The 14,685-nt window shown below is 70.5% G+C and carries 11 protein-coding genes; 5 read left to right on the forward strand and 6 right to left on the reverse strand.

The window, feature by feature from the left end; all coding sequences use genetic code 11:
• Window positions 1-14 precede the first annotated feature (14 nt).
• Window positions 15-1,172, forward strand: a complete 1,158-nt coding sequence (locus R7226_RS04660; protein WP_318595872.1) for a hypothetical protein — start codon at window positions 15-17, stop codon at window positions 1,170-1,172.
• Window positions 1,169-2,104, forward strand: a complete 936-nt coding sequence (locus tag R7226_RS04665; RefSeq protein WP_318595873.1) for an SGNH/GDSL hydrolase family protein — start codon at window positions 1,169-1,171, stop codon at window positions 2,102-2,104. The genes R7226_RS04660 and R7226_RS04665 overlap by 4 nt, the downstream gene beginning before the upstream one ends.
• Before the next feature lie 49 nt (window positions 2,105-2,153).
• On the opposite strand, the gene R7226_RS04670 is transcribed toward R7226_RS04665, so the two are convergent.
• From R7226_RS04670 to R7226_RS04680, 3 genes are all read right to left on the reverse strand, one after another.
• On the reverse strand, window positions 2,154-3,722 hold the full coding sequence (locus R7226_RS04670) for an acyl-CoA carboxylase subunit beta (RefSeq protein ID WP_318595874.1): 1,569 nt from the start codon (window positions 3,720-3,722) through the stop codon (window positions 2,154-2,156).
• 62 nt (window positions 3,723-3,784) lie between these two features.
• A complete protein-coding gene (locus R7226_RS04675) occupies window positions 3,785-4,288 on the reverse strand; it encodes a DUF2269 family protein (RefSeq protein WP_318595875.1) in 504 nt (167 codons plus the stop codon).
• A 116-nt stretch (window positions 4,289-4,404) separates the two neighbouring features.
• Window positions 4,405-7,362, reverse strand: coding sequence for a hypothetical protein (locus tag R7226_RS04680; protein WP_318595876.1), 2,958 nt, complete (start codon window positions 7,360-7,362; stop codon window positions 4,405-4,407).
• A 276-nt stretch (window positions 7,363-7,638) separates the two neighbouring features.
• On the opposite strand from R7226_RS04680, the gene R7226_RS04685 reads away from it, so the two are divergent.
• Window positions 7,639-9,564: a metallophosphoesterase family protein gene (locus R7226_RS04685; protein ID WP_318595877.1), complete on the forward strand. Its 1,926-nt coding sequence runs from the start codon at window positions 7,639-7,641 to the stop codon at window positions 9,562-9,564.
• Window positions 9,565-9,608: 44 nt separating this feature from the next.
• Here the strand turns inward: R7226_RS04685 and R7226_RS04690 are convergent, their stop codons facing one another.
• Window positions 9,609-11,222 carry an acyl-CoA mutase large subunit family protein gene (locus tag R7226_RS04690; RefSeq protein WP_318595878.1) on the reverse strand — a complete coding sequence of 538 codons (1,614 nt, stop codon included), beginning with the start codon at window positions 11,220-11,222 and terminating at the stop codon, window positions 9,609-9,611.
• A gap of 100 nt (window positions 11,223-11,322) precedes the next feature.
• Between R7226_RS04690 and R7226_RS04695 the strand changes: the two genes are divergently transcribed.
• A complete protein-coding gene (locus tag R7226_RS04695) occupies window positions 11,323-12,018 on the forward strand; it encodes a molybdenum cofactor biosynthesis protein (RefSeq protein ID WP_318595879.1) in 696 nt (231 codons plus the stop codon).
• A gap of 305 nt (window positions 12,019-12,323) precedes the next feature.
• Here the strand turns inward: R7226_RS04695 and tenA are convergent, their stop codons facing one another.
• Together tenA and R7226_RS04705 are read right to left on the reverse strand one after the other, a co-directional pair.
• The gene (tenA, locus tag R7226_RS04700; RefSeq protein ID WP_318595880.1) at window positions 12,324-13,070 is read right to left on the reverse strand and encodes a thiaminase II; all 747 of its coding nucleotides are present in this window, start codon (window positions 13,068-13,070) and stop codon (window positions 12,324-12,326) included.
• A gap of 2 nt (window positions 13,071-13,072) precedes the next feature.
• A complete protein-coding gene (locus tag R7226_RS04705) occupies window positions 13,073-13,606 on the reverse strand; it encodes a ferritin (RefSeq protein ID WP_318595881.1) in 534 nt (177 codons plus the stop codon).
• Between the two features lie 113 nt (window positions 13,607-13,719).
• On the opposite strand from R7226_RS04705, the gene R7226_RS04710 reads away from it, so the two are divergent.
• Window positions 13,720-14,667, forward strand: a complete 948-nt coding sequence (locus R7226_RS04710) for a UDP-glucuronic acid decarboxylase family protein (protein WP_318595882.1) — start codon at window positions 13,720-13,722, stop codon at window positions 14,665-14,667.
• Window positions 14,668-14,685 lie beyond the last annotated feature (18 nt).

Genomic DNA, 14,685 nt, shown 5'->3' on the forward strand with positions numbered 1-14,685 from the left:
ATCGTCCCGCCGCTGTGAGCGGAGCACGTCAGAGCCTCAGCTGGCCGGTTCGCGTGGGGCTGCTCGCCGCCGCTGCGCTGATCGTGCGGCTCGTGCTGGTCGCCGTCACCGACGGCGGCGCCGACCTCGCGATCTACGACTTCTTCGGCGGCTACGCGCTCGACGGCGTCAACCCCTATGACGTCCCGGCCGGCGGCCCGATAGAGCCGCGCTTCGCCGACAGCCCGCCGCTCGAGTTCGCGCTCTTCGCCGGCCTGCTGGCGCTGCACGACTCCGACACGACGCTGCGGATCTTCTTCGCGCTCTGCGACGCCGGCACGATCCTGCTGATCGGCCTCGCCTTCCCGCTCGCGCGCGCGTGGCGCTGGCGCGTGCTGCTCTTCTACGCCTTCAACCCCTTCGTGCTGACGGCGTGGACGGCCTTCTCCGAGGACAAGACGGTGCTGTTCCTGCTGATCGCCGCGCTGCTGCTGGCGCTGATGCAGGGCCGGCTCGGGGCGGCATGGGCGGCGACCGCGCTGCTGACCGCGCTGAAGTTCCTCGGCGCCTTCTTCGCGCCGGTGCTGGCGCTGCACACGCTGCGCGTGCGCGGCAGACGCGGGCTGATCCCGATCGCGCTGTGCGCGGCCTTCGTGCTGCTGACCTGCCTGCTGTGGTTCCCCGACAGCCTCAACATGCTCGACAACCGCAGGGAGCGCGGCGCGCTGAGCGAGCCGATCCACGCCAGCCCCTGGCTGTTCCCGTCGGAGATCGGGCTGTACGCGAGCTGGCTGCCGCAGGTCTGCATGGTGCTGTCGCTGCTCGGCGTGATCTGGCTCTACCTGCGCGAGCGCGTCGACGTGCGCGAGGCGGTCGTGCTGTCGATCGCCGGCGGCTACGTCTTCCTGCCCGACCAGCCGTCGAACCGGATCCTGCTCGTGCTGCTGCCGTTCCTGCTGTTGGCCGACCTCTCGCGGCGGGCATGGCTGCTGCTGTGGCTGACGTCGCTGCCGGCCGCGGCGGCGGTGATCGAGGCGTCGCGCGATCTGCCCGCGGGGCTGGCGGACGCGATCGGGCCGAGCGGCTCGCTGCGGCAGGTCGTGTGGCTGCACCTGCCGCTGCTCGTGGTGGTGGTCGGGTGGATACGTGAACGTTCACGCAACCGCCCGATCTCCGTTAGCGTGTCGTCATGATCCCACCACGTTTTGCGAGCGGCATCGCCGCTGTCGCGGCGGTTGCCGCGCTGGCGCTGCCGTCCGCGGCCATGGCCGCCAGAAAGCCCTCGGCACAGGGCAGAAGAGCGGCGCCGCAGTACCTCGTCTCGCTCGGCGACTCCTACGCCGTCGGCTATGAGCCGAACGCGGAGACGGGCGGCCCCGGCAGCGGCTCGACCGCCGGCTTCGTCTACCAGACGGTCCCGCTCGCCGCGAGACGCGGCTGGAGACTGAGAGTCGCCCAGTTCGGCTGCGGCGGCGCGACGACGACGTCGATCCTCGAGCAGCTCGGCTGCCCGGTGCCGGCACGCGGCCCCGACTACAAGCCGTACGAGGGCAAGACGCAGATCGCCGCCGCCGAGGCCTTCCTGAAGAAGAACAGAGCGAAGACGGGGCTGATCACCGTCTCGATCGGCGGCAACGACGTGACCGCCTGCGCGAGAGAGGCCAACCCGACCGTCTGCGTCGCGAGCGTGCAGCCGAAGCTGCAGGCGAACGTCAGAACGCTCGTCAACCGCCTCCGCAAGGCGGCCGGCCCGAAGGTCCGGATCGTCGGCACGACCTACCCGGACGTGATCCTCGGCGCCTGGCTGCTCGGCACGCCGGAGGGGAGAAACCTCGCCGGTCTCTCGACCTTCGCGTTCAGAACGGTCATCAACCCGACGCTCGACCAGCAGTACAGATCGATCAGAGGCCAGTTCGTCGACGTGACCGCCGCGACCGGCGCCTACACGCCGCTGGAGCAGACGACCGACGTGCCCGGGCTCGGCACGATCCCGATCGCCGTCGCGAAGGTCTGCGACCTCACCTGGTACTGCAAGTACCAGGACATCCACGCGAGAGCGTCCGGCTACAAGATCATCGCCGACCTCGTCGCGAGAACGCTGCCGAAGGGCAAGCAGTTCAGATGAGCCGCTAGTCGGTGGCGGGTCGTGTGACCCGCCACCGCGTGGCAACGCCCTACAGCGGGATGTTGCCGTGCTTGCGCTGCGGACCGGGCTCGCGCTTGGTCTGCAGCGTGTGCAGCGCGGCGATCAGCTTCGGCCGCGTCTCGTGCGGCACGATCACGTCGTCGATGTAGCCGCGCTCGGCCGCCGAGTACGGGTTCGCGAAGCGCGCCTTGTAGTCGTCCATCAGCTTTCTGCGGCGCTCGTCGGGCGTCGGGCTGCCGGCGATGTCGCGCCGGTAGATGATGTTGACCGCGCCCTCCGGCCCCATCACCGCGACCTCCGCCTGCGGCCAGGCGAAGTTGAAGTCGGCGCCGAGGTGCTTGGAGGCCATGACGTCGTAGGCACCGCCGTACGCCTTGCGCGTGATCACGGTGATCTTCGGCACGGTCGCCTCGGCGTACGCGTACAGCAGCTTGGCGCCGTGGCGGATGATGCCGCCCCACTCCTGCGCGGTGCCGGGCAGGAAGCCGGGCACGTCGCAGAGCGTCAGGATCGGGAGGTTGAACGCGTCGCAGGTGCGCACGAACCGCGCCGCCTTCTCGGAGGCGGCGATGTCGAGCACGCCGGCCAGCGACGCCGGCTGGTTGCCGACGATCCCGACGGGGAAGCCGTCGAGCCGCGCCAGCCCGCAGATGATGTTGGTCGCGAAGTGCTCGTGGACCTCGAGGAACTCGCCGTCGTCGACGATCAGCCTGACGACGTTGCGCATGTCGTACGGCTTGTTCGGGCTGTCCGGGACGACCGTGTCCAGCTCCGGGTCCTGACGCAGCGGGTCATCGGTCGGCGCCACGCGCGGCGGCAGCTCGAGGTTGTTCGACGGCAGGAAGGAGAAGAGGTACCGTGCATCCTCCAGGCAGGCGTCCTCGTCGTCGGAGGCGAAGTGCGCCACGCCCGACTTCGAGTTGTGCGTCATCGCGCCGCCGAGCTCCTCGAACGTCGGCTCCTCACCGGTGACGGTCTTGATCACGTCAGGGCCGGTGATGAACATGTGAGAGGTCTCTCTCACCATGAAGATGAAGTCCGTTATCGCCGGCGAGTAGACGGCGCCGCCGGCGCACGGGCCCATGATCAGCGAGATCTGCGGGATCACGCCGGAGCAGCGGACGTTGCGCAGGAAGACGTCGCCGTAGCCACCGAGCGAGACGACGCCCTCCTGGATGCGGGCGCCGCCGGAGTCGTTGATGCCGATGACGGGCGCGCCGATCTTCGCGGCGAGGTCCATCACCTTCACCATCTTCTCCGCCATCACCTCGCCGAGCGAGCCGCCGACGACGGTGAAGTCCTGGCTGAAGACGCAGACGGTGCGGCCGTCGATTCTGCCGTGGCCGGTGACGACGGCATCGCCCCACGGCCGGTTCTTCTGCATCTCGAAGTCGTGCGTGCGGTGGCGCACGAACGTGTCCAGCTCCTGGAAGGAGCCTGGATCGAGCAGCTTCTCGATCCGCTCGCGAGCGGTGTACTTGCCCTTCGCGTGCTGCTTCTCGACCGCGGCGGCAGAGGCGGAGTGGATCGCCTCCTCGCGAAGCTCGTTGAGCTGGCCGAGCTTCTCTTCGAACGTCTCTGGAGCCTTTTGGCGCATAGCGGCGGCGGATGCTATCGACCCGCCGTTGCAACGCTCCCCAATGAAACGTTGCGGAGCGGCTACCCGCCGAAAGAGACGCCCGGCTTGACGACCATCAGGAAGACGGCGACGACGACGAGCAGCGAGGCGACGGCACCGAAGATCATGCGCTGACGCGCCAGCTGCTCGTACTCGGCGCTGAGCGCCCCGCCGGAGCCCTGCACGTCGAGCGCGGCGCGGTCGCGCATTCTGCGCGCGTTGGGGATCATCACCGCGTGCTCGATCCCGATCAGCACGATCACGATCGCGAAGGCACCGCTCCACCAGCCGCTGGAGAAGTCGCTCCACTTGTCCGTCGCCATGTAGATGCCGGCGATCAGCAGCACGATCGCGGCGGGCGTCACGATCTGGCGCCCGATCTGGATCTGCGCCTCGTGGAAGGTCGGCAGCGAGCGCGGGTCGCGCGTGCGCACGACCTTGTCGATGACGGGGTAGGCGAACGTCACACCGAACGCGACGATCGCCGCGACGATGTGGATGAAGAGGACGATCGCGTAGAAGTCGACGTGGCCGGGAGCTGTCATGCGGCAGACGCTACCCGACGGTGCCGACGCGAGGCGGGCCGCGCGCGCCGACCCGGGGAGGGGCGCGACGCGACCGCGCGTCGCACCCCCGGGGGAGGCGGCGCGCGGCCCGCGGCTCAGCGCAGCTTCACGCGCACCGACTGCGTCGCCTTCGCCTTGTTCGTCTGCCGCGTGACGACGCGGACCGACAGGCGGCCTCTGCGCGCCGCCAGGCGTCTGGCGAGTCTGCCCTTGGCGCCGATGCCCTTGACGCGGAGCGTGACCGACGAGGCGCCGCTCTTCGGCAGCTTGACGCTGGCGACGCGGCCTCTGATCCGCAGCGCGCGTCTGCCCGCTCTCTTGCCGCCGGCCTTCGCGGAGACGGCGGCCTGGCTGAGCGAGAGGCCTCTCGGCAGCGCCACCGCGACGGTCGCCATCGGCTTTGCGCCTCTCGGGACCTTCGCCGTGACCGTCAGCGCGCCGCGGCCTCTGCGGAAGCGCAGCGACGCGGTCGAGCGCGGCGCGGTGCAGCCGAGCGGGATCAGGCCCGGCGTGCGGTTCTGGCTCTTGCCGTTCTGACCGCTGAACGCCGCTGTCAGCGGCGGCGCCGCGCAGAGGTCGCCGACGGTGCTCAGCACGCCCTCCGGCCCGCCTCTGAAGGCCAGCTCGAAGCTGGAGAGGGCGAGGTCGGGGATCGCGCCGAAGGTCGTCACGACGAGGCCGTTTCTGATCGTCACGATGCCGTCGAGGTCGAGCGAGACCTCGCCGCGCAGCTGCACGCCGAGTCTCGGCAGGCCGCCGGTCGGCACTCTGACGAGGTAGGTCGGGCCGGTCAGCGGTCTGCTGATCAGCGGGCTGACCGCGGTCGCGGTCGCGACCTGGGAACGGGCCGGGCATCTGCCGGCGGCGTAAGCGGCCGGCTCGCAGGCGGCCTTGATCGTCGGCAGGTTGGTCGAGATCGCTCTCGGCAGCGTGACGACCGCCGACTTCATCGCGGCCTCGTCGCCTCTCTGCGTGATCGTCGTCGTGAACGCCGGCTGCTTGCCGACGTTGATCAGGCCTCTGCCGCCGATCGTGCCTCTGATCTGCGGCGCGAACGGCAGTCGCTCGCAGCCGGTGACGGCGATCGTCGAGCTGGCGGTGGCGTTGGCACCGCCGCCGAGCGGCTCGAAGACGCCGTTGGCCGGCTTCTCCCCGCACGAGCTCGGATTGCGCATGAAGCCGTCGCGGTCGATCGTCACGATCAGTCTGCGGATCGCGAGCGGGATGCCGAACTGCAGCGCCGGGATCGGGTCGCTGATCACGTCGAGACCGCCGTCCTGACCGAGCAGCAGCCGCTGTCCGACGATCACGGTGCCGGCGTCGACCGGGCCGAGTCTGGCGGGGACCTTGATCGAGAGGCCGGCAGGGTCACCGGCGACCTTCGGCTCGGTCAGGTAGATGCTGCCGGGCAGCGTCGGCGGCTCGCTGCCGGAGCCGACGATCGACTGCACGCTGCCGATCCGGCTCGACGCCTCGCAATTGCCGGCGGCGGCGTTCGCGAGCGAGCACTTCGTCAGCCCTCTGAGCGCGAGCGACCCTATGAGGCCGGGCGGCAGGTCGAACGACACTCTGCCGACCGGGACCGTTCTGTCGGGGCGGTCGAACGTCAGCGTGAAGGCGGTGGTGGCGCCGCCCTGCGGGTTGGCGACCGCGGTCCCCATCGTCGGGGTGAATCTGCGCTGGCAGTCGCCGTCGGTTCTGAACGATGCGGTCGGTCTCGCCTCGCCGAAGCCCGACCACGGCGTCACGATCGCCTGCGAGACGTTCTCGCCGCAGGTGGTCGGCGTCACCAGCGCCGATCTGGGGCCGCCGGCGAACGTCAGTCTGAAACTGGTGAAGGCGATCTGCGGGAGGTCGCTGAACTTCGTCGTGATCTGCCCGGTCGTGGTGTCCGGGTTGACGGTCGCCGAGACCTTGATGTGCGCGCCGAACAGCGGCACGTCGAGGAACAGCCGCAAGCGGTCGGTCGCCGTCTGGGTGCCGAAGTAGACGGTGCCGGGGAATCTGCCGAGGATCGGCGAGATGAACTCGATCGAGCCGACTCTGGAGGACGGTGGGCAGTTGGCCTCGACGGCCGTGTTGTCCTTCTGGAAGCCGGCGTCGGTGCAGGCGTCGAGGCCGGCCGCCAGCGAGGAGTTGAGCAGCGTCCCGGGGGGCGCTATCACGGTCGTGCCGCGGACGTGCGAGCTGTCGCGGACCGGCGTGCTGCCGGCCGGCTGGACGTTGAAGCTGATCGCCGAGGTCGAGTCCGGCGTGGACGGGTCGGCGGCGGTCGCGAGCGTCGCGGAGAACGGCACGTTCTCGCAGTCGTTCGGCGTGTAGCTGCCGCCGTTCTCCGCCGTCACACCGTCGTGCGAGGTCGCGACGACCCCCACCGCGGCCGGGATGCACGAGGTCGGGTTGGTGAAGAACGGTCTGCCGCCGACGTAGCCGTAGAGCGTCTGCGTGATGCTGTCGATGTGCAGAGGGACCGTGCCGCCGAGCGTGTCGTCGGGCAGCCCTCTCAGCGTCGCGGTGAGACCGAGGTTGGACGGGTTGACGCCGATCGGCGCGACGAGCTTGATCGAGCCGGTGATGTTCGGGATCCAGATGCCGAACGCGGCGGGCGAGCCGGCCGGCGGTTCGATGTTGTAGATCTCGCCCGGGAGCGTCAGCGGTATCGGCGAGATTGCCGCGCTGGCGACCGTCGAGGTCTCGCCGACCTGCGAGCCGGCCGGGCAGCTCGGCGCGGTTCTGCCGGTGCCGAACTGCTCGGCGGTGCACAGTCTGACGTTGCCGATCGCGGCGACGATTCCGGGTGCGAGCCGGAGCTGCAGGTCCTGGACGCTGTCAGCGGTAGGTCTGCCGGCGTCGCTGAAGTTGATCACCGTCGACTGGTTGGGATGGGCGCCGGCGGCATCCGAGCCTGATGGCGGCAGATCTCCGCCCGTCGGTGCCGAGGTCGTGACTCTTACGTCGTCGATCGCGAAGGCGTTCGCGCTCGCTGCGAACGCGCACGGCAACAACAGGGCCAAGAGCGCTGCGACCAGCGCCCGCGGGGGGACGAACTTCATTCTCACCTCTCCTTGCGACGTGCCTGCGACGGGATCTTCCGGTTCCGATCTGGGGACATGCCCGCGAGAAACGAGTGGCAAACACGTGCGTTTCAAGGCGATGTCCGTGAGCGCGGCGGCGCATGCACGGTCTCGTCCTCATTTCGAATTACGTCGATTTCACCGTCAGGTAACGACTTCGACAGTGCGGAGCGCTTCTGTGGAGCGGTCAGGCCCCAACCGAATGGACGTACCCGCATGAGTCGCACCCCCTCAGGCCGCCGCGGCGGCCTGGCGGTGGCCGCTGCCCTGGCCGCCGCCGTCGCGCTGCCCGTGTCCGCGGACGCCGCGATCACGCAGGCGCACCTCGCCCTCACCGGCGACACCAGCTCGACGATGACGGTCACCTTCAAGGAGGACGCCGCCGTCGCCGACATGACCGCGCTCGCCTACGCCCGCCCGATCGGCGGTGTCGACGGCGCCGCCGCCTGCGCGGTGGCGCCGGCGCCCGCCGACTGCCTCCAGATCCCGTTGAGACGGACCGATGCGCAGGGCAGAGCCGGCACCGGGCCCTTCTACACCTTCTTCACCGGCACCTTCACCGGCCTCGCCGCCGGCGCGACCTACGACTGGTTCGTCGCCGACAGCGTCAGCCCGGCCGGGCAGACACCCGGCACCTTCACGACCGCGAAGGGCGGCAACAAGCCCTACACCGCCGCCACGTACGGCGAGGTCCACACCGACGACGGCGACGACGTCGTCGCGTTCGGCGCCAGCGGCCCGGGCGACTACTCCGTCCAGGGCGTCGTCGGCCTCAGCTACGCCGACAGAGTCGTCTGGAACCAGGACACGCGGCCGTCATTCGTCGTCTCATCGGGCGACAACATGAACGACGGCACGATGGAAGAGAGATGGACCGACCTGCTGAGCGGCGCGCCCGCCAGCCCCGCCGGCGCCGGCAGAACGGCCGACACCACCTTCATCGGCACGTTCACCGGCAGCGTCCCGTTCATGACGGCGCTCGGCGACCACGAGTACAAGAACACGGCGGTCAGAGGGACGCCGTCGCCGCTCTACGACGCCCACTTCCCCAACCCCGGCAACGGGCCGAGCGGGCAGGAGACGCGTTCCTACTCCTACGACTACAACGGCGTCCACTGGACGGTGCTGGAGGCCAGCCCCGGCGTCCATCCGGCCGACTACCCGGAGTACTGGAGACACGAGCTGGAGTGGCTCGACGCCGACCTCGCCGCGGCCGCGCAGCGGACCCGCTTCCAGGTCGTCGTGATGCACCAGCCGCCGTTCCACTCGAAGACGAGCCGCGTCTACCCGGAGTACGCCGACCCGGAGTTCCGCGACGACGTGATGCCGATCTTCGACAGATACGGCGTCGAGGTCGTCGTCTCCGGGCACGACGCGCACAATGTCCGCAGCTTCCCGCTCGTCGGCGTGCCGACGGAGGACTGGCAGGAGGGGCAGCCGAGAATCTCGCCGGAGCTGGTCGCCCCCGGCAAGGGCACGACGTACCTGGAGCAGTCGACGACGGGCAAGAACTACGACGGCCTGCTCGACCGCGAGCCGTGGGTCGCCTGGTCGCAGTCGCAGGAGACGATGCCGGCGGTGCTGCTGTTCACCTTCGGCACCAGATCGATCAGCGCGAAGTTCGTCCGCACCGACGCGCTCGACCCGGTCACGAGACTGCCGCTGTACGGCGGCGAGCTGGTCGACGGCTTCACGATCCCGCAGGTGCCGCTGCCGGGCAGCGACGAGCCGGCGACGGGACCGGAGGGGCCGGCCGGGCCTGCCGGGCCGAAGGGCGACGCGGGCGCTGCCGGCGCGAAGGGCGACAGCGGGGCGACCGGCGCCGCAGGCGCCACCGGAACCGGCATGGCGGGCGCGAAGGGCGACACGGGCGCCGCAGGCGCCGCGGGCGCGAAGGGCGACACCGGCGCGCGCGGCCCCGCCGGTCGCGACGCGAAGGCCACCTGCACCGTCAAGCGCGGCAAGGGCGCGCCGCGCGTCACCTGCAAGGTGAGCGGCGCGAGCAAGAGCACGCGTGCGACGCTGGCGCGCTCCGGCGCCCGCCTCGTGCGCGGCGCTCACACGTACGCGAGCGGCACGACGACCCGCCTGCGTCCGCGCCGGGTGATCACGCGCGGCCGCTACACGCTGCGTGTGAAGGCCGGTCGCAGCACGCTGACGTTCCCCGTCCGCGTGAGCTGAGCCGCATGCCGTCCGGCGCCCGGGAAGGGCGCCGGACCGCCGGCTCAGATGTCGGCCTGGTATCTCCCGAAGACGTCGCGCATCGCGCCGCAGACCTCGCCCATCGAGGCGTTGTCCTTGAGCGCCTGGCGGATGAACGGCAGCAGGTTCTCGCTGCCGCGGGCGGCGGCGCGCAGCTCCTCAAGACGCCGTGCGGTCAGCGCTTGGTCGCGGTTGGCCTTGAACGCCTTCAGCCGGTCGACCTGCGCGTGCTCCGTCGCCGGGTCGACGCGCAGCAGGTCCTGCACCTCGAGCGCCTCGTCGACGTACTTGTTGACGCCGACGACGATGTCCTGACCCTGCGCGTAGCGCTCCTGGTAGCCCCACGCCGACTCCTCGATCTCGTTCTTGATGAACGCGATCGCGTTGACCGAGCCGCCCAGCTCGTCGACCTTGCCGATCAGCTCGGTCGCACGCTGCTCGATCTCGTTCGTCAGCGCCTCGACGAAGTAGGAGCCGGCGAACGGGTCAACGGTGTCGGTCGCGCCCGACTCGTGCCCGATGATCTGCTGCGTGCGCAGCGCGATCTTCGCGGCCCGCTCGGTCGGCAGCGCGAGCGCCTCGTCGAAGCCGTTGGTGTGGAGCGACTGCGTGCCGCCGCAGACGGCCGCGAAGCCCTGCAGCGCGACGCGCACGATGTTGTTCTCCGGCTGCTGCGCGGTCAGCGTGACGCCGCCGGTCTGCGTGTGGAAGCGCAGCTTCAGCGACTTCTCGTCTCTGGCGCCGAAGCGGTCGCGCATGATCGACGCCCACATCTTGCGGGCGGCGCGGAACTTCGCGACCTCCTGGAAGACGTTGTTGTGGCCGTTGAAGAAGAAGGCGAGGCGCGGCGCGAAGTCGTCGACGGCGAGGCCGGCATCGATCGCGGCCTGCACGTAGGCGATTCCGGAGGAGAGCGTGAAAGCGACCTCCTGGACGGCCGAGCAGCCCTTCTCGCGGAAGTGATATCCAGAGATCGAGACCGTGTTCCATCTCGGCACGTTCTCTTTGCAGTACGCGAACAGGTCGGTCGTCAGCCGCATCGACCCCTCGGGCGGGTAGATGAAGTTCCCGCGCGCGATGTACTCCTTGAGGATGTCGTTCTGGACGGTCCCCTGCAGCAGCTCGGGCGCGACGCCCTGCTCCTCGCCGACGAGCTGGTAGAGCAGCAGCAGCACGCTGGCGGGCGCGTTGATCGTCATCGAGGTCGAGACTCTGTCGAGCGGGATCCCGTCGAACGCGGTCCGCATGTCGTCGATCGTGTCGATCGCGACGCCGGTGCGGCCGACCTCGCCGAGGCAGCGCGGGTCGTCGGAGTCGAGGCCGAGCTGCGTCGGCAGGTCGAACGCCATCGAGAGACCGGTGGAGCCGTTGGCGAGCAGGTACTTGTAGCGCTCGTTCGACTCCTTCGCCGTCGCGAAGCCCGCGTACTGCCGCATCGTCCACAGCCGCTTGCGGTACATGTCCGGATGGACGCCGCGGGTGTAGGGAAACTGGCCCGGCTCGCCGAGCTGCAGCTGCTCGGGGACGTCCTGCTCGTCGTAGCGCTGTCTGACTTCGATGCCGGAGTCGGTGAAGTGGCGGGGATCGTCCGGGCCGACGATCGGTGCGATGAAGCGATGGTCCTCGGTCACGCTCATCGACTGAGCGTACTTCGCAACCCGTTGCAAGACCGCCGATCGCGCGGCCGTTCTGTAACCGCACCGGCTGCGTTGGCGCGTGCTGGCGTACCCTTGGCCGATGCACGTGCGGATCCGACTGTTCGCGATGCTGCGCGAGCGCGCCGGCGCGAGCGAGCTGGAGCTCGAGCTGCCCGACGGGGCGCGCGTCCGCGACGCGCTCGCGGCCCCGCAGGTCGCGGAGCTCGCGGGCGGCCTGTCGCTCGTGATGGCCGTCAACCGCGAGTACGCCTCGGAGGACGCCGTGCTGTCGCCCGGCGACGAGCTGGCGCTCGTGCCGCCGGTGTCGGGCGGGGCGGGCGACGCGCCCGCCGAGCCCGTGGCTGACGGCGCGACCGGCGACGCCGTCCACGTGCGCGTCACCGACGCGCCGCTGACGCTCGACCCGCTCGTGGCGCTGGTGCGCGACCCGCGCGCCGGCGCGGTCGTGACCTTCTCCGGCGTCACGCGCGACGTGCCGTCGCTCGTCTACGAGGCGTACGGCGAGATGGCGCTCGCGCAGATGGGGGCGATCGTGCGCGAGGCGATCGAGCGCCACGGCCTCTGCGCCGCCGCCGCCGAGCACCGCGTCGGGACGGTGCCGCTGTCGGAGCCGTCGGTGCTCGTCGCCGTCTCGGCACCGCATCGCCCCGAGGCGTTCGCCGGCGCCCGCGAGATCATCGATCGCATCAAGGCCGCCGCGCCGATCTGGAAGCAGGAGGTCGACAAGGGCGGCGCCGCGACCTGGGTCGACGGCACCACCCCGCCGCTCGGCTGAGCCGGCGCTCCCCCGCAGCACGCCCGTGACCCAGTAGCGCCACCGCCCGCTGATCGGGTCGGGGTGTCTCCTGATGCCGTGGCCCCATCTTGCGCGGGTCAGGAGCACCTGTCTACCCCAAGGATCTGTGGTTTGCCGCGGCCACATCGGCGGCGACCATATGCCTGTTGTGGCGGGCGATTCGCGGATCGGCGCCGATCGCGCGAGAGGATTTGCGACGCCGCGCGTGAGGCGTCGCGAAGTGGGGGTGAACGGCGACGCGCGCCGGGTGCGGTGCGCGGGGCGCGGGGGCGCGGGGCGGCGCGTCAGGCGGCGGCCGGCTCCAGGCGCCAGGCGGCGTCCCAGAAGGCCAGCTCGTGGCGGCTGCTCTCGGAGAAGATGGAGTGGAGGCGGGTGCGGGCGGCGGGGGAGGCGGCGTCGCCGAGCTCGTCCATCAGGCCGCGGCACCAGCCGACAAGCGCCTGAAACTCCGGGTCGGCGTACGTCGCGATCCAGCGTGCGTAGGGGTTGGCGGGGGCAGCGGACGCGGCGGGGGCGGGCGCGGATGATGCGGCGAGGGCGGGCGCGGACGATGCGGCGGGGGCGGGCGCGGCGGCCGCGGGCTGCGCCGCCGCGAGCCGCTCACCGACCTCGGCGTAGCCCCACATGCACGGCAGCAGCGCCGCGACCAGCTCGGCGAAGTCGCCGAGCGCGGCGGTGCGCAGCAGGAAGTCGACGTACGCGCGCGTCGTCGGTGTCGCCGGCTCGGCCTCCAGCTCGGCGGCGGCGATGCCCCACTCGGCCGCGAAGGCGCGATGGAGATCCATCTCCGTCACGAGGATCGCCTGCGTCAGCTCGGCGAAGCGGCGCATCGTCGCCAGCTCCGGCGCCCGCGCGCAGCCGAGCGCCAGCAGCCGTCCGTAGTCGACGAGGTAGACGTAGTCCTGCCGCACGAAGTGGCGGAAGCGGTCGAGCGGCAGCGTGCCTTCGCCGATCCCGCGCACGAACGGATGCGCGTGCTGAGCCTCCCATGTCGCCGCCGCCGCGGCGCGCAGCTCGTCGCTGAAGGGCAACCTCAGAGCGCGCCGCCGGCGGCGTTCGGCGCGGTCGGATCCGAACCCTCGTCGCGCGGCTGCTCGCGCGCCAGCCAGTCCTCGATGTCCATCGGCCGGTCCGAGAGGCGCTCCGCGATCGTCAGCAGGTCCGACATCGAGGCGACCTCCTCGATCTGCTCCTTCAGGAACCACTGCATGAACTGCTCGCTCTGGAAGTCTCCCTCCTCGCGCGCGACGCCGACGAGCGCGCCGATCTGCTCGCTGACGCGCTTCTCCTGCTCGAGCGAGAGCGCGACCGGGGCGACGACGTCGGCGAAGACGGTCTCCGGCGCGCGCACGCCCGGAACGGTCACCTCCTCGTCCGCGTCGAGCAGGTACTGCACCATCATCATGGCGTGGTTGCGCTCCTCCAGCGCCTGCGCGTAGAAGAACTCGGCCAGCCGGGGGAGCGTCAGCGCGTCGTAGTAGACGGCGACCGCGATGTACTGCTGCGAGGCGGCGAACTCGTAGGCGATCTGCTCGTTGAGGCGCTCGACGAAGCGGGTGGCGGGCATGGGACTCCTGGGATCTCGGGTTCGCTCGAAACGGGCCCTGCGGAGGGCAGGCAGCGATCGTAGAGGACCGGCCTGTCCGCAAACATGCCGGTTCCAGGGCTATCCTCCCCGGAATGTCTACCTGTCTGGTGACCGGAGGCGCAGGCTTCCTCGGATCGCACCTGTGCGACGAACTGCTGCGCCGAGGAAACCGCGTCATCTGCGTCGACAACCTCGAGACGGGCTCGCTGGCGAACATCCACCACATCCGTCAGCCGGAGTTCGTCCACCTCAACCTCGACATCATCGAGCCGTTCTTCGTCGACGAGCCGGTCGACTTCGTCTTCCACCTCGCCTCGCCGGCGTCGCCGATCGACTACCTGCGGCTGCCGCTGCACACGCTCAAGGTCGGATCGCACGGCACCCACCACGCGCTCGGTCTCGCGAAGAAGCACCGCGCCCGCTTCCTGATCGCCTCGACCAGCGAGGTCTACGGCGATCCGCAGGAGCACCCCCAGAAGGAGACGTACTGGGGCCACGTCAACCCGATCGGCCCGCGCGGCGTCTACGACGAGGCGAAGCGGTACGCCGAGGCGCTGACGATGGCATACCACCGCCAGCAGGGCGTCGACACGGCGATCATGCGGATCTTCAACACGTACGGGCCGCGGATGCGCCCGCACGACGGCCGCGCGATCCCGACCTTCCTGCGCCAGGCGCTCCAGGACCAGCCGATCACGGTCTTCGGCGACGGCTCGCAGACGCGCAGCTTCTGCTTCGTCAGCGACCTGATCCGCGGCATGATCGCGCTCGCCGAGTCGGGCATCCACCACCCGGTCAACATCGGCAACCCGGACGAGTTCACGCTGCTGGAGCTGGCCGAGGCGGTCATCGAGACGACCAGATCGCGCTCGGAGATCGTCCACGAGCCGCTGCCGACCGACGACCCGCAGGTGCGTCGTCCCGACATCACACTCGCCCGCGAGCTGCTCGGCTGGGGACCGGAGGTCGAGCTGCGCGAGGGTCTGCGCCGCACGATCGACGACGCCGGCGTCGAGGCGCTCGTCGGAGCGACGAGCTGACCGAAGCGACGAAAGGCC

The sequence above is a fragment of the Conexibacter stalactiti genome (assembly GCF_033542075.1).
Lineage (GTDB): Bacteria > Actinomycetota > Thermoleophilia > Solirubrobacterales > Solirubrobacteraceae > Conexibacter > Conexibacter stalactiti.

Coding starts and splice junctions, on each gene's coding strand:
- R7226_RS04705 (WP_318595881.1), bottom strand. CDS start 13,606: ATGCCCGCCACCCGCTTCGTCGAGCGCCTCAACGAGCAGATCGCCTAC.
- R7226_RS04670 (WP_318595874.1), bottom strand. CDS start 3,722: ATGCGCCAAAAGGCTCCAGAGACGTTCGAAGAGAAGCTCGGCCAGCTC.
- R7226_RS04695 (WP_318595879.1), top strand. CDS start 11,323: ATGCACGTGCGGATCCGACTGTTCGCGATGCTGCGCGAGCGCGCCGGC.
- R7226_RS04680 (WP_318595876.1), bottom strand. CDS start 7,362: ATGAAGTTCGTCCCCCCGCGGGCGCTGGTCGCAGCGCTCTTGGCCCTG.
- R7226_RS04675 (WP_318595875.1), bottom strand. CDS start 4,288: ATGACAGCTCCCGGCCACGTCGACTTCTACGCGATCGTCCTCTTCATC.
- R7226_RS04665 (WP_318595873.1), top strand. CDS start 1,169: ATGATCCCACCACGTTTTGCGAGCGGCATCGCCGCTGTCGCGGCGGTT.
- R7226_RS04710 (WP_318595882.1), top strand. CDS start 13,720: ATGTCTACCTGTCTGGTGACCGGAGGCGCAGGCTTCCTCGGATCGCAC.
- R7226_RS04690 (WP_318595878.1), bottom strand. CDS start 11,222: ATGAGCGTGACCGAGGACCATCGCTTCATCGCACCGATCGTCGGCCCG.